Genomic DNA, 18,091 nt, shown 5'->3' with positions numbered 1-18,091 from the left:
CCGCGAGCAGCACCGCGAATCCGACGCCGAGCATCCAGGCGAAGTACCACATGGTCTGGTTCCTTTCTCAGGCCGCGTCGCTCTCGCCGATCAGCAGCCACGAGTCGCTCAGGTAGCGGTGCGGCGGGATCTCGAGGTTGGTCGGCGCGGGCTTGTTCTTGAACACGCGGCCGGCGAGGTCGAAGGTGGAGCCGTGGCAGGGGCAGAAGAAGCCGCCGTGCCAGTCGGCGCCGACACTCGGGTTGCCGCTGCCCTCGGCCACCGCACTCGGCGAGCAGCCCAGGTGGGTGCAGATGCCCACCGCGACGAAGACCTCCGGCTTCATCGAGCGGCCGGGGTTGCGCAGCGCCTCGGGCAAGCCGTCGCGCTCCGAATCGGGGTCGGCGAGCGCCACCTCCTGGCCCTTCAGCGCGGCGATCATCTCCGGCGTGCGGCGCTGGATCCACACCGGCTTGCCGCGCCACTCGACGGTCTTCATGCCGCCGGGGGCGATGTCACCGATGTCGACTTCCACCGCCGCACCCATCGCCTTGGCGCGTTCGCTGGGCGCGAAGCTGGAGACGAAGGGCACGGCGGTGCCGAGCGCGGCCACGCCGCCGGCTGCGCCGGTGGCGATCAGCCAGAAGCGCCGCTCGGGGTCGCTGGCGCCGGGCATCGCGGCGGCGGCATCGAGGGAAGGGGTGCTCATGTCGAACTCCTTGGGTTGGTGGCTGTCGCGCTCATCGCGCCGGGCCCTCGTCGGGCACGTCTTCCCAGCCGGTGATCATGGTTTTGATGTGGGCGAACACGGTGTGGCCGGTGGTCGTGAGGTACACGTGCACGATCACGAAGGCGAGCATCAGGAAGGCGGCACCGGTGTGCACCCAGGCCACGGCCTCGAGGCCGAGCCAGGCGTCGAGGCCGAGGCGCGGCCACCAGGCGCGCAGCAGGTACAGCAGCCCCGAGACCCAGATCAGCGGCAGCACCACGGCCAGCAGCACCAGGTAGGTCAGGCGCTGCAGCGGGTTGTGCTTCTTCGCCGCGGTCTTGTGGTACGGGTGCGGCTCGCCGCGGAAGATGCCGAGCGCGTAGTAGCGCGCCATCGCGCCGATGCGCTCGAGCGTCGGCACGTACTGCCGCCACTCGCCGGTGGTGAAGTGCCAGAACACGGTGAACACCCACAGCGCGATGAGCGTCCACGCCGCCAGCGTGTGCACGCGAACAGAGGTGTAGAAGCCGAGCAGGTGAACGCTGCCGTGCACCTCGAAGCCGGTGACCAGCATGGTCAGCACCAGCAGGGCCTGCGACCAGTGCCAGAAGCGCTCGTAGCGCCGGTAGAGCAGGATGCGTTCAGCCATGGCGGCCTCCGTGGGTGCTGCGGCGACGGGTGAGCACGCGGCCGGCGGCATGCACGAGCACGCCGGCCAGCGCCGCGGCGGCGGCGATCCAGCCGAGCCGGTCGATCCAAGGATGGCGGTCGCGGCCTGGCACGTAGACGCCCGGCAACTCGCCGAGGCGGCTGGTCTGCGCGGCCTGGTGGCACGAGGAGCAGCGCGCCGTCTTCTCCTTGGGCGCCACCATGTGCGTGATCGGCCACAGCATCTCGGTGGTCACGAAGCCATGCTTGCCGCTGAAGGGCATGCCGGTGGCCTGCGCGCCGGCGGCCAGCGCCTTGGTCCAGTCGAAGTTGAACCAGAAGGCGGTGTCGTCGGGCGTAGCCGTGTGCGGCACCAGCAGCCGCTTGTGCTCGAGGTCGTAGGGCTGCTTGCCGACGAAGCGCTTGACCGGCCAGATGCGCGCGTTCGGGTCGTCGGGACTGCCGTGGAAGGTGTTGATCGGCACCGGCTTGCTCTGGTCGATCACCATGTCCTGCGTGGTGTAGCTGACCTTGCCGTTGAACCAGAGGTACTCGGGGCGCACGTTCTCGGCCAGCGTGAAGTCGCCCTTCTTGCTGTCGTAGATCACGTGGCCGTGCGCGTCCTTCTTCTGGATCGGCTTGCCCTCGGGCGAGAGCTGGCCGGCGGTCGACCAGTCCCAGGTCATCTTGGTGGGCACGCCGCCACGCGCGAACTCGGGCACGTGGCAGGCCTGGCAGGCGAGCTTGTCGGTGTGGTTGTTGAGCAGATCCACCGCCAGCGGGCCCTGCCTGTGCGGCTTGTCGCCGTGGCAGCTCTGGCAGGTGGCGGCATTGCGCGGCTCGTGGGCCGTGTCGCCGCGCAGGCGCGGGCCGTGCGGGTCGGCCGCCGTCATCTCGATGCGGCTGCCGGCGATGCTGTGGCCGTCGGATTCGTGACAGGTCGAGCAGCTGAAACCCGCCCCGCCCTTGTCCTTGTCGGCCATGTGCACGTCGAGCTCGCGGCTGGCGCGGTCGAGCGAGGAGTCGAGGTCGCCGTGCTTCACGCCGTCGCCGCCGCCGCCGAAGTAATGGCAGCTGCCGCAGTTCTCGGTGCGTGTCTTGCCCACGCCCTGCGCGACCTTGGCCAGATCGACCGGCTCGACGAACTTGCCCGAGCCCGGCGGCAGTTCGGTGCGCACGGTCGGCACCTCGCCGGCCATGCCGGCCGGCTTCCTGTAACCGCCGCCGTGGTGGCAGACCAGGCAGTCGACCTTGCTCTCGGCCTTGAAGTTGAAGTTCTTGTCCTTCCAGCCGTAGCCCACGTGGCACGACTGGCAGAACGCCTCGTTGGACTGGTCGCCGATGCAGAAGCCGTTGAGCATCGTCTTCTTGCCCAGCTTCTGCCCGGTCTGCGGGTTGGTGTACTCCCAGGTCCAGTGGCGCGTGGCCATGACCTGCTTGCCGGCCTCGGTGTGGCACGACAGGCAGACCTGGGTGACCTCCTCACCGCTGGCGAAGGGGCCCTGCAGTTCCTTGAACTTGCTGTGGTCGGCGGTGGTCTTGCCGGCGACGGCCGGCAGCGCCGCCAGCAGCAGCGAAGCGGCTACGAGCCACGTCGCTGCGCGTCGCCGCGGCGGGGTGGGTGGGGGAGAACCGTTCCTGACCATGGCTTGTCTCCTGTCGTGGTGTGCGCTCTGCGTCGCTGTGTGAGCAGGGGGGCCGGCGGCTCAGTGATGACAGCCGCAGCCCTCGTGGCCGCAGCCGCCCTCGGCGGCCACCTGCGGCGCGGGTGCGAGTTCGCCGGCGCGCCAGGCCTGCAGTGCGGCGGCCGGTTCGGTGTGGGTGGTGAGCAGCACCTGCACGCCGCTGCGCGCGAGACGCCGTGCCAGGCCCGGGCCGGCACCGCGGGTGATGAGCACGTCCACGCCGGCCAGCGGCGCAGGCAGGCCGTCGTGCACTTCGTGCAGCGTGTCCGTCAGGGCGAGCTCGATGGGCTGCCACGGGCCGGGCTGCCCGGTGTCGTCGAGCCGCGTCACGAGGAAGCGGCGGCAGCGGCCGGCGTGTTCGCTGATGTCGCGGCGGTTCTGGGTGGTCAGGGCGAGGAGCGTCATGGTCGATTCCGTGAGCGGGTTCAGTAGGCGGTGTGGCTGTTGGCGCGGATCTGCGCGACGGTCACCTTGCCGCGCATCACCCGGTAGGCCCAGCCGGTGTAGAAGACGATCAGCGGCATGAAGATCAGCGTGGCCCAGAACATCAGGCCGAGCGTGAGGTGGCTGGAGACGCTGTCCCACACGGTGAGGCTGGCCGCCGGCATGCTCGACGAGGGCATCACGAAGGGGAACATCGCCGCGCCGGCGGTGCCGATGATTCCGGTCATCGCCAGCGCCGAGGCCACGAAGGCCGCCAGCGTGCGCCGCACGACCGCCAGCCCGGCGGCGAGCAGCGCGCCGGCCACGCCGAGCGCGGGCAGCAGCCACAGCAGCGGCTGGCTGCAGTAGTTGGCCCACCAGGCATCGGCGCTGCGCACCACCGTCTTGGCCAGCGGGTCGGGCAGCGCGGCCGGGTCGATGGCCGAGGTGATCACGAAGCCGTCGATGCCGCCGATGCGCAGCCACACGCCCGCGCCGACGAAGGCGAGCACGGCCAGCAACGCCGCGCCCACCGTGGCGTTGACGGCCCGCGCCTGGATCGCGCCTTCGGTGCGGTGCGCGAGGTAGGTGCCGCCGTGCATGGTGATCATCGCGCTCGCGACCACGCCGGCCAGCAGCGCGAAGGGGTTGAGCAACTGCCAGAACGTGCCGGTGTAGGTGGGCACGAGGAAGTCGTCGAAGTGGAAGGGCACGCCCTGCAGCAGGTTGCCGAAGGCCACGCCGAAGATCAGCGGCGGCACGAACCCGCCGACGAACAGGCCCCAGTCCCAGGTGCTGCGCCACGCGGGATGGTGGATCTTGCTGCGGTAGTCGAAGCCCACCGGGCGGAAGAACAGCGCCCACAGCACGGCGAGCATCGCCCAGTAGAAGCCGCTGAAGGCGGTGGCGTAGACCAGCGGCCAGGCGGCGAAGATCGCCCCGCCGCCGGTGATGAACCAGACCTGGTTGCCGTCCCAGTGCGGGCCGACGGTGTTGATGACGACACGGCGTTCGTCATCGCCGCGGCCGACGAACGGCAGCAGCGTGCCCACGCCCATGTCGTGGCCGTCCATGATGGCGAAGCCCACCAGCAGCACGCCGACGAGCAGCCACCAGACGATCTTGAGGGTCGGATAGTCGATCATGGTGCGGGCCTCAGGCGTGGGCGGGTTCGAACTGGTAGCGGCCGGTGCCGAGCGAGCCCGGCCCCTGGCGCGCGAACTTCACCATCAGGTAGATCTCCACCACCAGCAGCAGCGTGTAGAAGCCGATGAAGCCGGCCAGCGAGCCGTACAGGCTGTTCACGCTGAGGGTGGACACGGACAGGTGCGTGGGCAGCACGCCGTAGATGGTCCAGGGCTGGCGGCCGTACTCGGCGACGAACCAGCCGAGCTCGCTGGCGATCCACGGCGCCGGCAGCATCAGCAACGCCCAGCGCAGCAACCAGGGCCGCGCGGTGCACTCCGCCTTCAGCGTGCTCCAGAAGGCCAGCGCGAACAGCACCAGCATCGCGAAGCCGAGGCCAACCATGAGACGGAAGCTCCAGAACATCGGCGTCACGCGCGGCACGGTGTCGTCCACCGCCCTGTCGATCATCTCGGTCGTGGCCTGGCGCACGTCGGCGGTGTACTTCTTCAGCAGCAGGCCGAAGCCGAGGTCGCCCTTGGTGGCCTCCAGCACCTGGCGCGCCACCGGATCGTCACGGTGCTGGCGCAGCGTTTCCAGCGCGATCACCGCCGTGATGCCGTTGACGATGCGCTCGCGGTTCTTCGCCTTGATGTCGTGGATGCCCGGGATCTGCTGGCTGACCGAGCGTGTGCCGATCAGGCCCATCACCCAGGGAATCTCGACCTCCCAGGTATTGCGTTGCGCCTTCTCGTCGATGCCGGCAATCAGCTTCAGGCCAGCGGGCGCGGGCTCGGTCTCCCACATCGCCTCGAGCGCGGCCATCTTGGTCTGCTGTGCCTCGCCGACGGTGTAGCCGCTCTCGTCGCCGAGCACGATCACCGAGCACACGCTGGCCAGGCCAAAGGCCGAGGCCACGCGGAAGCTGCGCTTGGCGAACTCGATGTCGCGGCCCTTGAGCAGGTACCACGCCGAGATCGACAGCACGAACATCGCGCCGGTCACGTAGCCCGCCGAGACGGTGTGCACGAACTTGGCCTGCGCGTCGGGGTTGAAGACCACGGCCCAGAAGTCCGTCATCTCCATGCGCATGGTCTGCCAGCTGAACTCGGCACCCACCGGGTTCTGCATCCAGCCGTTGGCGATCAGGATCCACAGTGCGCTGAGGTTGGTGCCCACCGCCATCAGCGTGGTCACCATCAGGTGCTGCGTCTTCGACAGCCGATCCCAGCCGAAGAAGAACAGGCCGATGAAGGTGCTCTCGAGGAAGAAGGCCATCAGGCCCTCGATGGCCAGCGGCGCGCCGAAGATGTCGCCGACGTAGTGCGAGTAATAGGCCCAGTTGGTGCCGAACTGGAACTCCAGCGTGATGCCGGTGGTGACGCCGAGCGCGAAGTTGATGCCGAAGAGCTTGCCCCAGAAGCGGGTCATGTCCTTCCACACCGTCTGGCCGGTCATCACGTAGACCGACTCCATGATCACCAGCAGCCACACCATGCCCAGCGTCAGCGGCACGAACAGGAAGTGGTACATCGCGGTGGCTGCGAACTGCAGGCGCGACAGGTCGACGAGTTGCTCGGAGATCATCGGGAAGCGTCCTGGTGTGGAGGGGCGGAAGTAAAGGGCGTGCCGAGCCGGGAGACGGCCTCGTTCGCATCGACGTCGACGCGCGCATCGCGAACGAAGGCCACCCACAGCACCACGAGCGCGAGCAGCTTCAGCAGCACGGCGATGGCGAGATGGCGGACGAGGCGACGGTCGGTCATGCTCGACACAGATCAAGACGCGTGCCACGCCGGACGCCGAAGAAAATCTCAATCAAGTCAATGACTTGGCTCTTCGGCGGTGTTCCACCTGAGGCGCCGGCTGCCAGTTTTTCTGGCACACATGGCTGGAGTTGGCATGCGGTGGCAGAATGTCATCGGCCCGTACCCCGCCATGAGCACCGAGTCCCGCCGCCCACCCGCCCCGCCGCCCGCCGGCGGCCCGCTGCCCGAGCTGGTGTCCTACCTCGAGGGCCTGCCCGAGCCGCACATCCTGTTCGACGAGCAGTACCGCATCCTCGCGGCCAATGCGGCCTACCGCAGCCAGTTCAGCCCGCACGCCTCGGTGGTGGGCCGCACCTGCTACGACGTCTCGCACCGCTTCAACGTGCCGTGCGACCAGGCCGGCGAGAGCTGCCCGCTGGCGCGTGCCCGCCGCAGCGGCCAGCGCGAGCGCGTGCTGCACCTGCACCACACGCCGCAGGGCGAGGCCTACGTGAACATCGAGCTGGTGCCGCTGCGCGACACGACAGGCCGCCAGACCCACTTCATCGAAAAGATGGAGCCGCTGCGCGTGGCCCAGGGCGAGCCCTCGGCCAGCGGGCTGATCGGCCGCTCGGCGCCGTTCCAGGAGATGCTCGGCCTGGTGGCGCGGGTCGGGCCATCGGAGGCCGCCGTGCTGCTGCTCGGCGAATCGGGCACCGGCAAGGAGCTGGTGGCACGCGCGATCCACGAGGCCAGTGCGCGCGCCGCGCGTCCGCTGGTGGTGGTGGATTGCGCCAGCCTGCCCGAGACGCTGTTCGAGAGCGAGCTGTTCGGCCACGAGAAGGGCGCCTTCACCGGCGCGCAGACCGCCCGTCCCGGCCTGGTGGAAGCGGCCAGCGGCGGCACGCTGTTCCTCGACGAGGTGGGCGACATCCCGCTGCCGATGCAGGTCAAGCTGCTGCGCCTGCTGGAAAGCGGCACCTACCGGCGCGTGGGCAGCACCGAGCTGCGCCGCGCCGATGTGCGGTTGGTCTCGGCCACGCACCGCGATCTCGGCGCGATGGTGGCGCAGGGGCGCTTCCGCGAAGACCTGTACTACCGGCTCAGCACCTTCCCCATCGCCCTGCCGCCGCTGCGCGAGCGTGGCGGCGACATCCCGCTGCTGGCCACCTCGCTGCTGGCGCGCGTGGCGCCGGCGCGGCGGCTGTCGCTGGCCGCCGCGGCGCTGGCGCGGCTGGCCCGTCACCCGTTCCCGGGCAACGTGCGCGAGCTGCGCAACGTGCTGGAGCGCGCCGCGCTGCTCACCGATGGCGACGTGATCGGCGAGGCCGTGATCGAGCGAGCGCTGGCGGTGGGCCTGCGCGCGGCGGGGCCGCTTGCTTCAGCCGCCGGCCCCGCAAATACCGTCGCCACGCCGAGGGCCGCGCGGCGCGCGGCCGAGCGGGCGGCGCTGGAAGCCGCGCTGGCCGGCCACCATGGCAGCCGAGAGGAACTGGCGCGTGCGCTCGGCATCAGCCTGCGCACGCTGTACAGGCGGCTCGGCGAGATTCACCAGCGAGCCTGAAGCGTCAGGCTGGCATGGCCGGGCCCGATCACCGGCAGCACGGTCAACCCCTTGTCGGCCAGCGGCGCCACCAGCCACCAGCTCGAGGCTGCGGCCAGCCCCAGGCTGCCGGCGACATCGATCCAACGGTGGCGGTTCGCGTTCACGCGCGTCCAGCCCACGTAGGCTCCGGCGGCATACCAGGGCCAGGCGGCATCCCAGCCATGGCGGCGGTGCATGTAGGTTGCCGCGGCGAATGCCTTCGCCGCGTGGCCCGAGGGGAAGGACTCGACGCCGCCATCGGGCCGACGCACGTCCAGCCCCTTCTTCAGCGCCTGCGTGCCGAGCAGGGTGGCGACATACGACCCGCCGAACTGCCCCAGCCCTTCATGGTCTCCACGCCACAGCTCCACCATCGCGGCGGCGGCCGGCAGTGCGTTCTCGAGCACGTCGCCGGCGCGCCGGTGGTCGTAGGCGAGGGCCGGCGCCGCGGCCTGGGCGACGAACAGCATGAGCATGGGCACATACGCCGCGAGTCGATTTCGAACCATTTCAATCACTCAGTCCCCGTGCCGCTGCCCCGTTGTGCAAGTGATTCACGCGATGGGCCACCAGTTTCCGCCACCTTTGACGCACGCTCGGCAAGTGCCCACACCGCCACCACGGACGCCGCATGCAGTGGATGGATGGAGCGAGCGCTGGCCCGCCGGCGGCTCGAACGGCCTGGCCGCGGCTTCCCCTCGGCCTGCACCGCTCAGGCGTGCGCCGTGACCGGCTGTGGCCCGGCAGCCGGCACTGCAATGCCCAGGGCCAGTGCGGTGCTCAGGAACCACAGGATCTCGAAGGCCGAGAGCCGGCCCGTCGCCGCCGCTTCGCCAACGTTCATGGCGCGCTGCGTCCAGGCCGTCACCAGCCGCGGCATGTTCGGGCGCGCGAGAGCCACAGGCTCGGGCTGGCGGGTGAGCTGGTAGCGGCCATTGATGGTGCGCGGTGAGACGCCCTGGTCGATCAGGGCGTGCGTGATGCGCCACAGCAGGGTCGACAACTGGAAGCTGTGGCTCGCACCCGTCCACGGCAGGGCGTCCGTGGCGCGTTGCGGATCGGCGAGTTGCAGTGGTCGCGCCAGCAGCTCGGCCTGCTGCAGCGAGCTGGCGATGTCACCCGTGCGGAAATCAACGACCATGCCGTGCCCGGCGCCCAGGCCGAACATCGTGCGCCGGCGCTCGCCGGCCAGGAGAGCCCCGACCAGCAGGTCGCGCAAGGCATGCAGCGCCACGCGGGCATGCTCGCGCTGCACGGCGTCTCGCGCCAGCTCGTACAACGCAGCGGCGGCATGGAGAGCCTCGGTCATCTCGCCGACCCGAAGCGGTGAAGCCACCGCCAGGCCGCGCGGCAATGCGGCCGGCGTCGCTCCGCGTGGCGTCAGCCGCACCAGCACCCGCGGCGGCGAGACGTACTGCGACCAGTCGTGCGGCACGAACAGTGTGGTGCAGGCGGTGGCGTCTTCCACCCAGCGCAGACAGAGCCCGGCCTGCCCGTCGAGCAGGCGAGTCATCGAGACCAGCGCGGCACGATCGCGCGCACCGAGGCCGAGTGCGGCGATGTCGAGCGCGCGCTGCCTGGCGGGTGCGCTCGGCGGGGAGAGGCCGGCAGATGGCAGGCCGAGGTGTTCGGAATGCTCTGGCATCGGGCGAGTTCTGTGAGTGCCACGGCCTTCTATCGGACCGCCTGCCACCATGGCCTGTGCACGGACGCAGAGGCTGCAAGTTCATTTTGAACCATGACAGTCGCCGGGTCGCGCTGGCGCCACCCATCGATGCAGGTGACTCGTCCCACCTGCGCCAAATTTCCGCTACCTTCGACCCGGAGCCGCCACGTGCCCACACCGCCACCGCGGACGCCACGGACTGCGCACGCAGCGCAAGCCGGCCGGGGTTCCGGCAGCGCGCGCAGCGATCGAGGCTCAGGCCCGAGAATAGGGGGCCCGGAGACACAGCCCCGGTGACTGACCTGCCTCGTTCCGATGCCTGACATCCCCAAGACCCCCGAGACTGCGCCGGGCCCTGCGCCCCTTGTGACGACGGACGCGCCGATCGACGCTGCGCCGGCACCGCCGCCCGAACCCAGCGTGGCGGACACCGCGCGCCTGCTGGCCGAGCACTTCCCGGCGCTGTTCGGTGCTGGCGTGATCAAGCCGATCAAGCTCCGCATCCACGCCGACATTCATCAACGCGTGCCGGGCGTCTTCACCAAGAAGGCCCTCTCGCTGTTCCTGCAGCGCTACACCACCGCGACCGCCTACCTGCGGGCCCTGGTGGCCGAAGGGGCGACACGCATCGATCTGGATGGCCAGCCGGCCGGCGACATCGCCGCCGAGCATCGTGATGCTGCGGGCGTGGAACTCGAACGGCGCCGTGCCATCGTCGAAGCAAAGAAGCTCGCAGGGCGCGAGGCGGCCCGCGCTTCGCGATCCGATGCCCGTCCGCCGCAGCGGCCCCGCCGGCCCATGCCTTCCCCACAGGCGACGGCGTCGAATCCGGCTGCGCCAGCAGCTGCGGAGCCGCCTGCCGTTCCTGGCGCAGGCCCGGTGCCGCCCGCTTCTCCCGATCGCCCAGATCACACTCGGCGGCAATCGCAGCCCAACCCGGCACCACGGCGCTCCCGACCGCCTCAACCTGGCGCACAACGGGGGCCAGGCCGGCGCAGCGACGTTGGCTTGGGTGAGCCAAGGCGCAGCCACAAGCCCCCACCCGAGCGGAACCCTGCCCGCAGCCAGGAACAGGAGACCGTGAACGCGCCGGCATTGCCACTGACGCCCGAGCAGGCGGCCGACGCCGAGGCTCGCCGCCAGCGCGCCTTGCTGCTGCGCAGCTTCGAGCAGAGCCCGCTGTCGAAGGCCAACTTCGGAGCCTTGAAGGGGCTGAGCGAGGCCGCCCTGGAGGCGCTTCTGACCCAGGCGCGACAGGAACGCGGCTCACGGTGATGGCCCGGATGCCGCCGGCGACGGGATGGTCTTCGAACAACGACCACCTCCGGCGGTAGCGGTCGATTGAGCATTCACTTGCTGGCGTCAGCCTTCGGCCATCAAGAGTCTTGGGCGAGCGGCAGCTTCGCATCCGGCGCCAGCACGGCGTCGTGCCTGATCAGGTGCAGCCGGCTCAAGTCCGGCGCCTGCGGGACGATATAGGTCGAACCCGCACGAAGGCTTGCCCGCCCGGCGCACGCCACGCGACCGCATCCCTGAGATCACCCCGGCGAAGTCGCCACGGCCCGAGAACGATGACCGAGAACAAGATCACGCCAGCCGCCGTGTCCCGGCCGCCGCGTCGGTTTGGATGGCCGCTGCGCTCGTGCCGGAACATGGGGCCGCTCGACCAGGTGCTTCGCGCCGGCATCGGGCTGGGTCTGATCTGGTTCGGCTTCTTCGACGACTGGTTCATCACCGCCCCGGTGGCCGGCGCCATCCTCGGCGTCTTCGGCATCGTCAACCTGCTGTTCGCGCCGCTGGCCTTCTGCCCTGTCTACCGCATCGCCAGCCTGAACACGCGCCAGGCGCCCACCGAGGCCGGCGGGGCGTCGAGTGCCGAGTTGCGCAACCGCATGCTGCTGGCCACCATCGGGGTGTCGATCCTCGTTCTCGCCCTCTTCGGCGTCATGGCGTACCGCATCGCCGAGGACGCTTCGGTGCAGATGGCAGTGCCGGCACGGGCCCAAGTTGCAGAACGGTTGGCCAGTGGCGAAGCACCCTTCACCGAAGCCACCGCCGGCGCCGCTGTGTCCGTGGCGCCGCCGATCCTGGAGTCGCTCGCGCTCAAGCTGGCTGCGCTGGGCGTCGTGGTGGTCTGGCTTGCGGTCTGGGCCGCGCTGGTCATCGCTTCGACGATCGGGCGCCGGCTGGACGAGAAGAACACGGCCCTGGTTCACCAGGCTCGGCACGACGAACTGACCGGGCTGCCGAACCGCAGCCTGCTCCATGCCCGCCTGGCCCATGGGCTGCGCCTGGCTGCGCGTGAGCGCCAGCCTCTGGCGCTGCTGATCATGGACCTGGATCGGTTCAAGGAGGTCAACGACACGCTCGGACATGCCAGCGGCGACGAGCTGCTGCGGCAGGTGGCCGAACGGCTGCAGCGGGCCTTGCGCGCGGCGGACACGTGCGCGCGCCTCGGCGGCGACGAGTTCTCGATCGTGCTGCCGCAGACCGCGGGCGACGGCGCGGTGCATTGCGCGCACAAGATCCAGCAAGTGCTCAGCGAGGCGTTCGTCATCAACGGCGTGTCACTGCGGCTCGGAACCAGTGTGGGCATCGCGGTCTACCCCGAGCATGGCCAGAACGCCGACACGCTGATCCAGCGCGCCGACGTCGCCATGTACGACGCCAAGCGGCGACAGGCCGGGCACGCGCTCTACGCCGCCGCAGCCGACCCGAACTCGCTCGAGCGGCTCACTCTCGCCAACGACCTGCGCACCGCCATCGAGCAGGGTCAGTTCGAGCTGCACTACCAGCCCAAGCTGTCGCTGCAAAGCGGGCGGCTGGAGGGCGTCGAGGCGCTGGTGCGCTGGCAGCACCCGCGCCTGGGCCGGGTCGCGCCCGACCGCTTCATCCCGCTGGCCGAGCAGAGCGGCCTGATCCGCGAGCTCACGGGCTGGGTGCTGCGCCAGGCCATCGGCACCGCCGCGCGCTGGCGTGCCCGGGGCTGGGAGCTGAGCGTGGCGGTGAACCTGTCGCCACTGGACCTGCTGGACGCCGAGCTGCCGGCGCGCATCGGCGCCTGGCTGCGGGCCGCCGATCTGCCGGCCAGCTGCCTCGAGCTGGAGCTCACCGAAAGCGCCACGATGGCCGACATCGGGCGCGCGGCCGCGGCCTTCGAGAAGCTGGCGGCGATGGGCATGCGCATCGCCATCGACGACTTCGGCACCGGCATGTCGTCGCTGTCCTACCTGCGGCGGCTGCCGGTGGATGACATCAAGATCGACCGCAGCTTCGTGACCGACATGCTGCGCGACGAGCACAACGCCGTGCTCGTGCGCTCGATCGTCGACCTGTCGCACAACCTGGGCCGGCGCGTGATTGCCGAGGGCATCGAGGACGGGCCGACCCTCGAACGGCTGAAGGCGCTGGGCTGCGACGTGGCGCAGGGCTACTTCATCGGCCGGCCGGAGCCCATGGCGCGCATCGAGGCCCTGCTGGGTGGCGCTGGGCGGGAAGCCGGCGTCAGCTTGCAGACGTCGAAGGCCTCCGGTTTGGCCTCACCACGGGCGGTGCTATAGGGACCGAAGCACTCCGCGCTGTCCCGACACACAAGCAACCCATGCGGGTACTCGCCAGCTTCACCCGCACTGCCCCACATACCCGCAGGCCGTGCAGAAGTCGCAGCCGTCCTTGTGGATCACCGTCGGGTTGCCGCACTCCGGGCACACCGAGCCGGCCTGCAACGCCGGCGTGGTGGCGGCGCTGCTGCCCTTGGGCGACTCGAGCACGCCCATGTCGCGCAGCGGAAAGCCCTGCTCGTCGAGCACGCCGAGCATCGCGTAGCGGTGGATGATCAGCCGCGCCAGGTAGGCCACCGTCGACGGCCAGGTCTGCTGGCGGCGCTCGCCGTGCGGCAGGCCGGGCACGAAGGCCATGAAGTGGCCGAGCGGCTCGGCATAGTTCAGCAGCTTGCGCAGCTTCATGCCGATCCACGCCGGGTCGATCACGCGCATGTCCAGCGACAGGATGCGCGCCAGGCCGTCCATCGCCCGCGGGTAGTTGCCGGAGAAGCCTACCGCGCAGGGCCGCGTGACGGTGCCGCCATCGGGGCCGGGCAGCGTCACTTCCTTGAGCGTGAGGGTGAAGTTCTCGCCGGTGGCCGGGTTGTCGATGTCGACCGACCAGGCCAGCGTGCCCGAAGGGCCGGTGCGCGGCTCGTCGCGGCTGAACATCGCATCGATCACCGGCGTGGCCACCTTCTGGCCCAGGCGCGGCAGCGCCTTGAGCTGCTCGCAGCGCCAGCGCACCACCGCCGCGGTGGCCGCTACCACGCCGGGGAACAGGCGCTTCTCGCCGTGCGGCGGGAAAGCCATCTCGAAGGCGCGCTCCTCGGCCACGGTGGCCAGCGCATCCAGCTTGAGCTGCAGCCAGGCCGGGTCGTTGGCGCGCAGGTCCATCGACAGCGTCTTGGCCATCGCACCCAGGCCGCGCGGCTGCTCGGCGCCGTTGACCCACACCTCGAACGGCTGGGGTGAGCCACCGCCCTCCGGCGCCAGCTCGCCGACGAACAGCGCGAAGCTGCCGAACGGGTGGTTGATCATGTACGTCCACGCCGGGTTGCCGCCGGGCAGCTCGGGCCGGCCCGGCCAGCGCAGCGACGACAGCACCGGCGCGGGCAACCGGTCGAGCGCGAGGCGGCGGTTCTTGTCCTCGATCTGCAGCGGCGCCGCGGCGGTGGGCGCCACGCTCAGCACCGAGCCGAGCACGGCGTTCGGGCGATAGGTGGCCAGGCCCTTCAGGCCCGACTGCCAGGCCTCGAGGTAGAGGTGCTGGAAGTCCTCGTACGGATAGTCGGCCGGCACGTTGACGGTCTTGCTGATCGCGGTGTCGATGCACGGCGCCACCGCGGCCACCATCGCCTCGTGCGCCTTGGCGCTCATCTCCAGCGCGGTGACGAAGGCGTTGGTGAGCGGTGCCTTCTCGCCCTTGAGGTGACGGTACAGGCGCCAGGCGTGGTCTTCCACCGCATATTCCTTGAAGCTGCCGTCGGGCATGCGCTTCTTGCGGTTGTAGGTCCAGCTGAAGGCGGGCTCGATGCCGTTGCTGGCGTTGTCGGCGAAGGCCAGGCTGATGGTGCCGGTGGGCGCGATCGACAGCAGGTGCGAGTTGCGCAGGCCATTCGCGCGGATGCGGTCCTTCAGCGCCTGCGGCAACCGCGAGGCGAAGGTGCTGCCGCTGAGGTACAGGTCGGCGTTGAACAGCGGGAACGAGCCGCGCTCGCGCGCCAGGTCGCTGGAGGCCTCGTAGGCCGCGTCGCGCATCACCTCGCTGATGCGCCGCGCCATCGCGCGCGCCTCGGAGGTGTCGTAGCGCAGGTTGAGCATCACCAGCGCGTCGCCCAGGCCGGTGAAGCCCAGGCCCACCCGGCGCTTGTTGCGCGCTTCCTGCTGCTGCTGCGGCAGGGGCCAGACGGTCACGTCGAGCACGTTGTCGAGCATGCGCGTGGCGACCTTGGCCACCTTGGCGAAGGCGGCGTCGTCGAACGACGCGTTCGGCTCGAAGGGGTCGCGCACGAAGCGTGTCAGGTCGATCGAGCCGAGGCAGCAGCAGCCGTAGGGCGGCAGCGGCTGCTCCGCGCAGGGGTTGGTGCTGGCGATGGTCTCGCAGTACGACAGGTTGTTGTCGCGGTTGATGTGGTCGAGGAAGAGCACGCCGGGTTCGGCGTGGTCGTAGGTGGACCGCATGATCTGGTCCCACAGGTCGCGCGCGCGGATCTTGCGGTAGACCCACAGGCCATGGCCGCCGGGCTCGGCCTTCTGGTAGGCGCCCGCCGCCTTCTGCGCCACGCCGGGCTCGGCGCGGTGCACCAGCTCGAACTCGGCGTCGGCCTGCACCGCGTCCATGAAGGCGTCGGTCACGCCCACGGAGATGTTGAAGTTCTTCAGGTCGCCGCCGTCCTTGGCGTGGATGAACTCCTCGACGTCGGGGTGGTCGCAGCGCAGCACGCCCATCTGCGCGCCGCGGCGCGCGCCGGCGCTCTCCACCGTCTCGCAGCTGCGGTCGAACACGCGCATGTAGCTCACCGGGCCGGAGGCGCTGCTCTGGGTGCTGCCCACCCACGCGCCGCGCGGGCGGATGCGCGAGAAGTCGTAGCCCACGCCGCCGCCGCGGCGCATCGTCTCGGCGGCTTCGGTCAGCGCGGTGTAGATGCCGGGATGGCCGTCGTCGACGTGGGCGATCGAGTCGCCCACCGGCTGCACGAAGCAGTTGATCAGCGTGGCCGACAGATCGGTGCCGGCGGCCGACTGGATGCGGCCGGCGGGTACGAAGCCGGCATCAAGCGCGGCGGCAAAGCGCTCTTCCCACTGCTTGCGCTGCTCGGCGGGCTCGGCCTGTGCCAGCGCGCGCGCCACCCGGGCATGCACGGCGGCGATGCTGCGCTCGTCGCCCTTGGCGTATTTCTCGATCAGCACTTCTTCGCTGATCGGCTGGGCCGGCAGGTTGTGCTGGGTGTGCGGCGCGTCGGCGCTCTTGCGGGTCTCGTGCATGTGGGGTGTCTCCGGTGCGAGGGCGCACGGTAGCCCTGCAGCCGCCGCCTGCCTTTGACCTGGATGAAAAGACAGCCCGCATGGTGCCCGATCCGCAGCGGATTGACACAGTGCAAAGCCCTCCTGGCGGAGGGCAGATCACCGCAGCCCGGGCTCAGAGCCCGCGCTTGGCGCGCGTCAGCAGCGTGCTCACCTCGTTGGAGACATTGGCAAAGACGGAGCCCGAGCCGATCAGCCGCTCGGCGTCGCCATAGGCGCCGGCGTTGATCTTGCGCGCCACCGCGCCGGCGGCGGCATGGAACTCGGCGTGCTTGCCCAGCAGCGCGGTGAAGGTCGGGCGGCTGCCCCAGCGCCGGCCGCCGGCGCCATGGATCCACTGGCCCAGCGGGCAGCGGTCGTCGCGGCAGATGGTCTCGGCGTCGAGCTGGCTGTGCTCGGCGATCGCCTTGCGCAGCTTCACCTTCCACTGGCGATGCGCGTCGATGGCCTGGTCGAAGTCGAAGTCGTCGACCCGGTCTTCCTGCACCGCTTCGGCCAGGCGCGTGCCCTCGGGCAGGCGGAAGCGCGCCACTTCGGTGGCCAGCGATTCGGCCTGGCCCTTCATCGCGCCGGAGGCGGCGGCGGTCTGCTCGACCAGCGCGGCGTTCTGCTGCGTCATGCGGTCGAGTTCCTGCACCGCCGCGCCGATCTGCGCGATGCCCAGGCTCTGCTCGCGCGCGCCGTTGGCCACCTCGGCCAGCAGCTGGCTGACGCGCTGCGAGGCCGTGACGATCTCCTCCATCGTGCTGCCTGCGCGGTGCACGGTGCCGGTGCCCGCCTCGACCTGCTCGACGCTGCGGCCGATCAGGTCGCGGATCTCGCGCGCGGCGCCGGCCGAGCGCTGCGCCAGCGTGCGCACCTCGCCGGCCACCACCGCGAAGCCTCGGCCCTGCTCGCCGGCGCGCGCGGCTTCCACCGCCGCGTTGAGCGCCAGGATGTTGGTCTGGAACGCGATGCCATCGATGGTGGCGATGATGTCGGCGATGCGCGCCGACGACTCACGGATGCTGTCCATGGTCTGCACCACGTCGCGCATCACCCGGCCGCCCTCGCCGGCGAGTTCGGCGTTGTGCCCCGCCACGCGGGCGGCCTCGGTGGTGTTGTCGGAGCTGCTCTTGACGGTCGAGGAGATCTCCTCCATCGACGCGGCCGACTCCTCCAGGTTGGCGGCCGCCTGCTCGGTGCGCGCCGAGAGGTCCATCGCGCCGCTGGCGATCTCACTGCTGGAGTGCACGATCTCGTCGCTGGAGCGGCGCACGCGCATCACCATCTGGCGCAGCGAGTCCTGCATCGCGCGCAGTTCGAGCATCAGCTGCGCGGCCTCGTCGTTGCCCCAGGGCGAGGGCGAGGTGGTGAGGTCGCCGGAGGTCATGGCGCGCAGGTGGCGGCGCGTCTCCTTGAGGCCACCGTCCATCACGCGGTAGAAGCTCAAGAAGAGGTAGCCGGCCAGCACAAGCGCGGCCGCGACGATGGCCGCGTCCATCGTCAACTGGCGCATCGTGGCCTCGCGCAGGTCGCCGATGTAGATGCCCGAGCCGATCACCCAGCCCCAGGGCTCGAAACCCTGCACGTAGGAGATCTTGTCCACCGGCGCGCTGCTGCCCGGCTTGGGCCATTGGTAGGCGACGAAGCCCTTGCCGCTCTCGCGCACCTTGGCGACGAAGGCCTTGAACAGCGGCAGGCCGTTCGGATCCTTCAGGTCGGAGACGTCCTTGCCGTCGAGCTCCGGCTTGATCGGGTGCATCACGACGCGCGGATGCATGTCGTTGATCCAGAAGTACTCGCTGCCTTCGTAGCGCAGCGCGGCGATCGCGCTGCGCGCGAGCTGCTGCGCCTGCGCGCGGTCCATCCGGCCGCTGGCCTCCAGCGCATGCGCCCACACCACGATGCCGTGGGCGATCTCGACGTGCTGGCGCGTCGAGTCCTGGCGCGCCTGCAGCGACAGGTCGGCCTG

Annotated in this window: 15 protein-coding genes; 3 read left to right on the top strand and 12 right to left on the bottom strand. The window is 70.3% G+C overall.

Features of this window, described 5'->3' with window-relative positions:
- The 8 genes from AB7U92_RS05700 to cydP form a co-directional block, all read right to left on the bottom strand.
- On the bottom strand, positions 1-52 hold a 52-nt coding region (locus tag AB7U92_RS05700), incomplete at its 3' end, for a cytochrome bd oxidase small subunit, CydX/CbdX family (RefSeq protein WP_428575217.1).
- A 15-nt stretch (positions 53-67) separates the two neighbouring features.
- Entirely contained in the window at positions 68-688 is a 621-nt protein-coding gene (gene petA / locus AB7U92_RS05695; protein WP_428575216.1) for a ubiquinol-cytochrome c reductase iron-sulfur subunit, read from the bottom strand.
- Positions 689-719: 31 nt separating this feature from the next.
- A complete protein-coding gene (locus AB7U92_RS05690; RefSeq protein ID WP_428575215.1) occupies positions 720-1,337 on the bottom strand; it encodes a cytochrome b/b6 domain-containing protein in 618 nt (205 codons plus the stop codon).
- Entirely contained in the window at positions 1,330-2,982 is a 1,653-nt protein-coding gene (locus AB7U92_RS05685) for a tetrathionate reductase family octaheme c-type cytochrome (RefSeq protein ID WP_428575214.1), read from the bottom strand. Before AB7U92_RS05685 ends, AB7U92_RS05690 begins: the two co-directional genes overlap by 8 nt.
- Before the next feature lie 60 nt (positions 2,983-3,042).
- Positions 3,043-3,426 (bottom strand): NifB/NifX family molybdenum-iron cluster-binding protein, encoded by a 384-nt coding sequence (locus AB7U92_RS05680; protein ID WP_428575213.1) that lies wholly within the window; start codon positions 3,424-3,426, stop codon positions 3,043-3,045.
- A gap of 20 nt (positions 3,427-3,446) precedes the next feature.
- Positions 3,447-4,589 carry a cytochrome d ubiquinol oxidase subunit II gene (gene cydB / locus AB7U92_RS05675; RefSeq protein ID WP_428575212.1) on the bottom strand — a complete coding sequence of 381 codons (1,143 nt, stop codon included), beginning with the start codon at positions 4,587-4,589 and terminating at the stop codon, positions 3,447-3,449.
- A gap of 10 nt (positions 4,590-4,599) precedes the next feature.
- Positions 4,600-6,156, bottom strand: a complete 1,557-nt coding sequence (locus AB7U92_RS05670) for a cytochrome ubiquinol oxidase subunit I (RefSeq protein WP_428575211.1) — start codon at positions 6,154-6,156, stop codon at positions 4,600-4,602.
- Positions 6,153-6,335 (bottom strand): cytochrome oxidase putative small subunit CydP, encoded by a 183-nt coding sequence (gene cydP, locus AB7U92_RS05665; RefSeq protein ID WP_428575210.1) that lies wholly within the window; start codon positions 6,333-6,335, stop codon positions 6,153-6,155. The genes AB7U92_RS05670 and cydP overlap by 4 nt, the downstream gene beginning before the upstream one ends.
- Positions 6,336-6,507: 172 nt before the next feature.
- On the opposite strand from cydP, the gene AB7U92_RS05660 reads away from it, so the two are divergent.
- Complete coding sequence (locus AB7U92_RS05660) at positions 6,508-7,881, top strand: sigma-54 interaction domain-containing protein (RefSeq protein ID WP_428575209.1); 1,374 nt, start codon at positions 6,508-6,510, stop codon at positions 7,879-7,881.
- On the opposite strand, the gene AB7U92_RS05655 is transcribed toward AB7U92_RS05660, so the two are convergent.
- Together AB7U92_RS05655 and AB7U92_RS05650 are read right to left on the bottom strand one after the other, a co-directional pair.
- Positions 7,866-8,378 (bottom strand): phosphatase PAP2 family protein, encoded by a 513-nt coding sequence (locus tag AB7U92_RS05655; protein WP_428575208.1) that lies wholly within the window; start codon positions 8,376-8,378, stop codon positions 7,866-7,868. The two genes, AB7U92_RS05660 and AB7U92_RS05655, sit on opposite strands and share 16 nt — an antisense overlap.
- Positions 8,379-8,614: 236 nt before the next feature.
- Positions 8,615-9,547 carry a hypothetical protein gene (locus tag AB7U92_RS05650; RefSeq protein WP_428575207.1) on the bottom strand — a complete coding sequence of 311 codons (933 nt, stop codon included), beginning with the start codon at positions 9,545-9,547 and terminating at the stop codon, positions 8,615-8,617.
- Between the two features lie 336 nt (positions 9,548-9,883).
- Here AB7U92_RS05650 and AB7U92_RS05645 point away from each other — a divergent pair, with 336 nt between their 5' ends.
- Both AB7U92_RS05645 and AB7U92_RS05640 read left to right on the top strand, forming a co-directional pair.
- Positions 9,884-10,843: a ProQ/FINO family protein gene (locus AB7U92_RS05645; RefSeq protein ID WP_428575206.1), complete on the top strand. Its 960-nt coding sequence runs from the start codon at positions 9,884-9,886 to the stop codon at positions 10,841-10,843.
- Between the two features lie 377 nt (positions 10,844-11,220).
- A complete protein-coding gene (locus AB7U92_RS05640) occupies positions 11,221-13,128 on the top strand; it encodes a putative bifunctional diguanylate cyclase/phosphodiesterase (protein ID WP_428575205.1) in 1,908 nt (635 codons plus the stop codon).
- 60 nt (positions 13,129-13,188) lie between these two features.
- On the opposite strand, the gene AB7U92_RS05635 is transcribed toward AB7U92_RS05640, so the two are convergent.
- Entirely contained in the window at positions 13,189-16,098 is a 2,910-nt protein-coding gene (locus AB7U92_RS05635; protein WP_428575204.1) for an adenosylcobalamin-dependent ribonucleoside-diphosphate reductase, read from the bottom strand.
- Between the two features lie 154 nt (positions 16,099-16,252).
- A partial coding sequence (locus AB7U92_RS05630) for a methyl-accepting chemotaxis protein (protein ID WP_428575203.1) occupies positions 16,253-18,091 on the bottom strand: 1,839 nt, incomplete at its 5' end.

It is taken from the genome of Piscinibacter sp. (assembly GCF_050175855.1).
Lineage (GTDB): Bacteria > Pseudomonadota > Gammaproteobacteria > Burkholderiales > Burkholderiaceae_C > Piscinibacter.
Note: the sequence above shows the minus strand (reverse complement) of the source record. Positions and strands in the feature narration are given on the sequence as shown.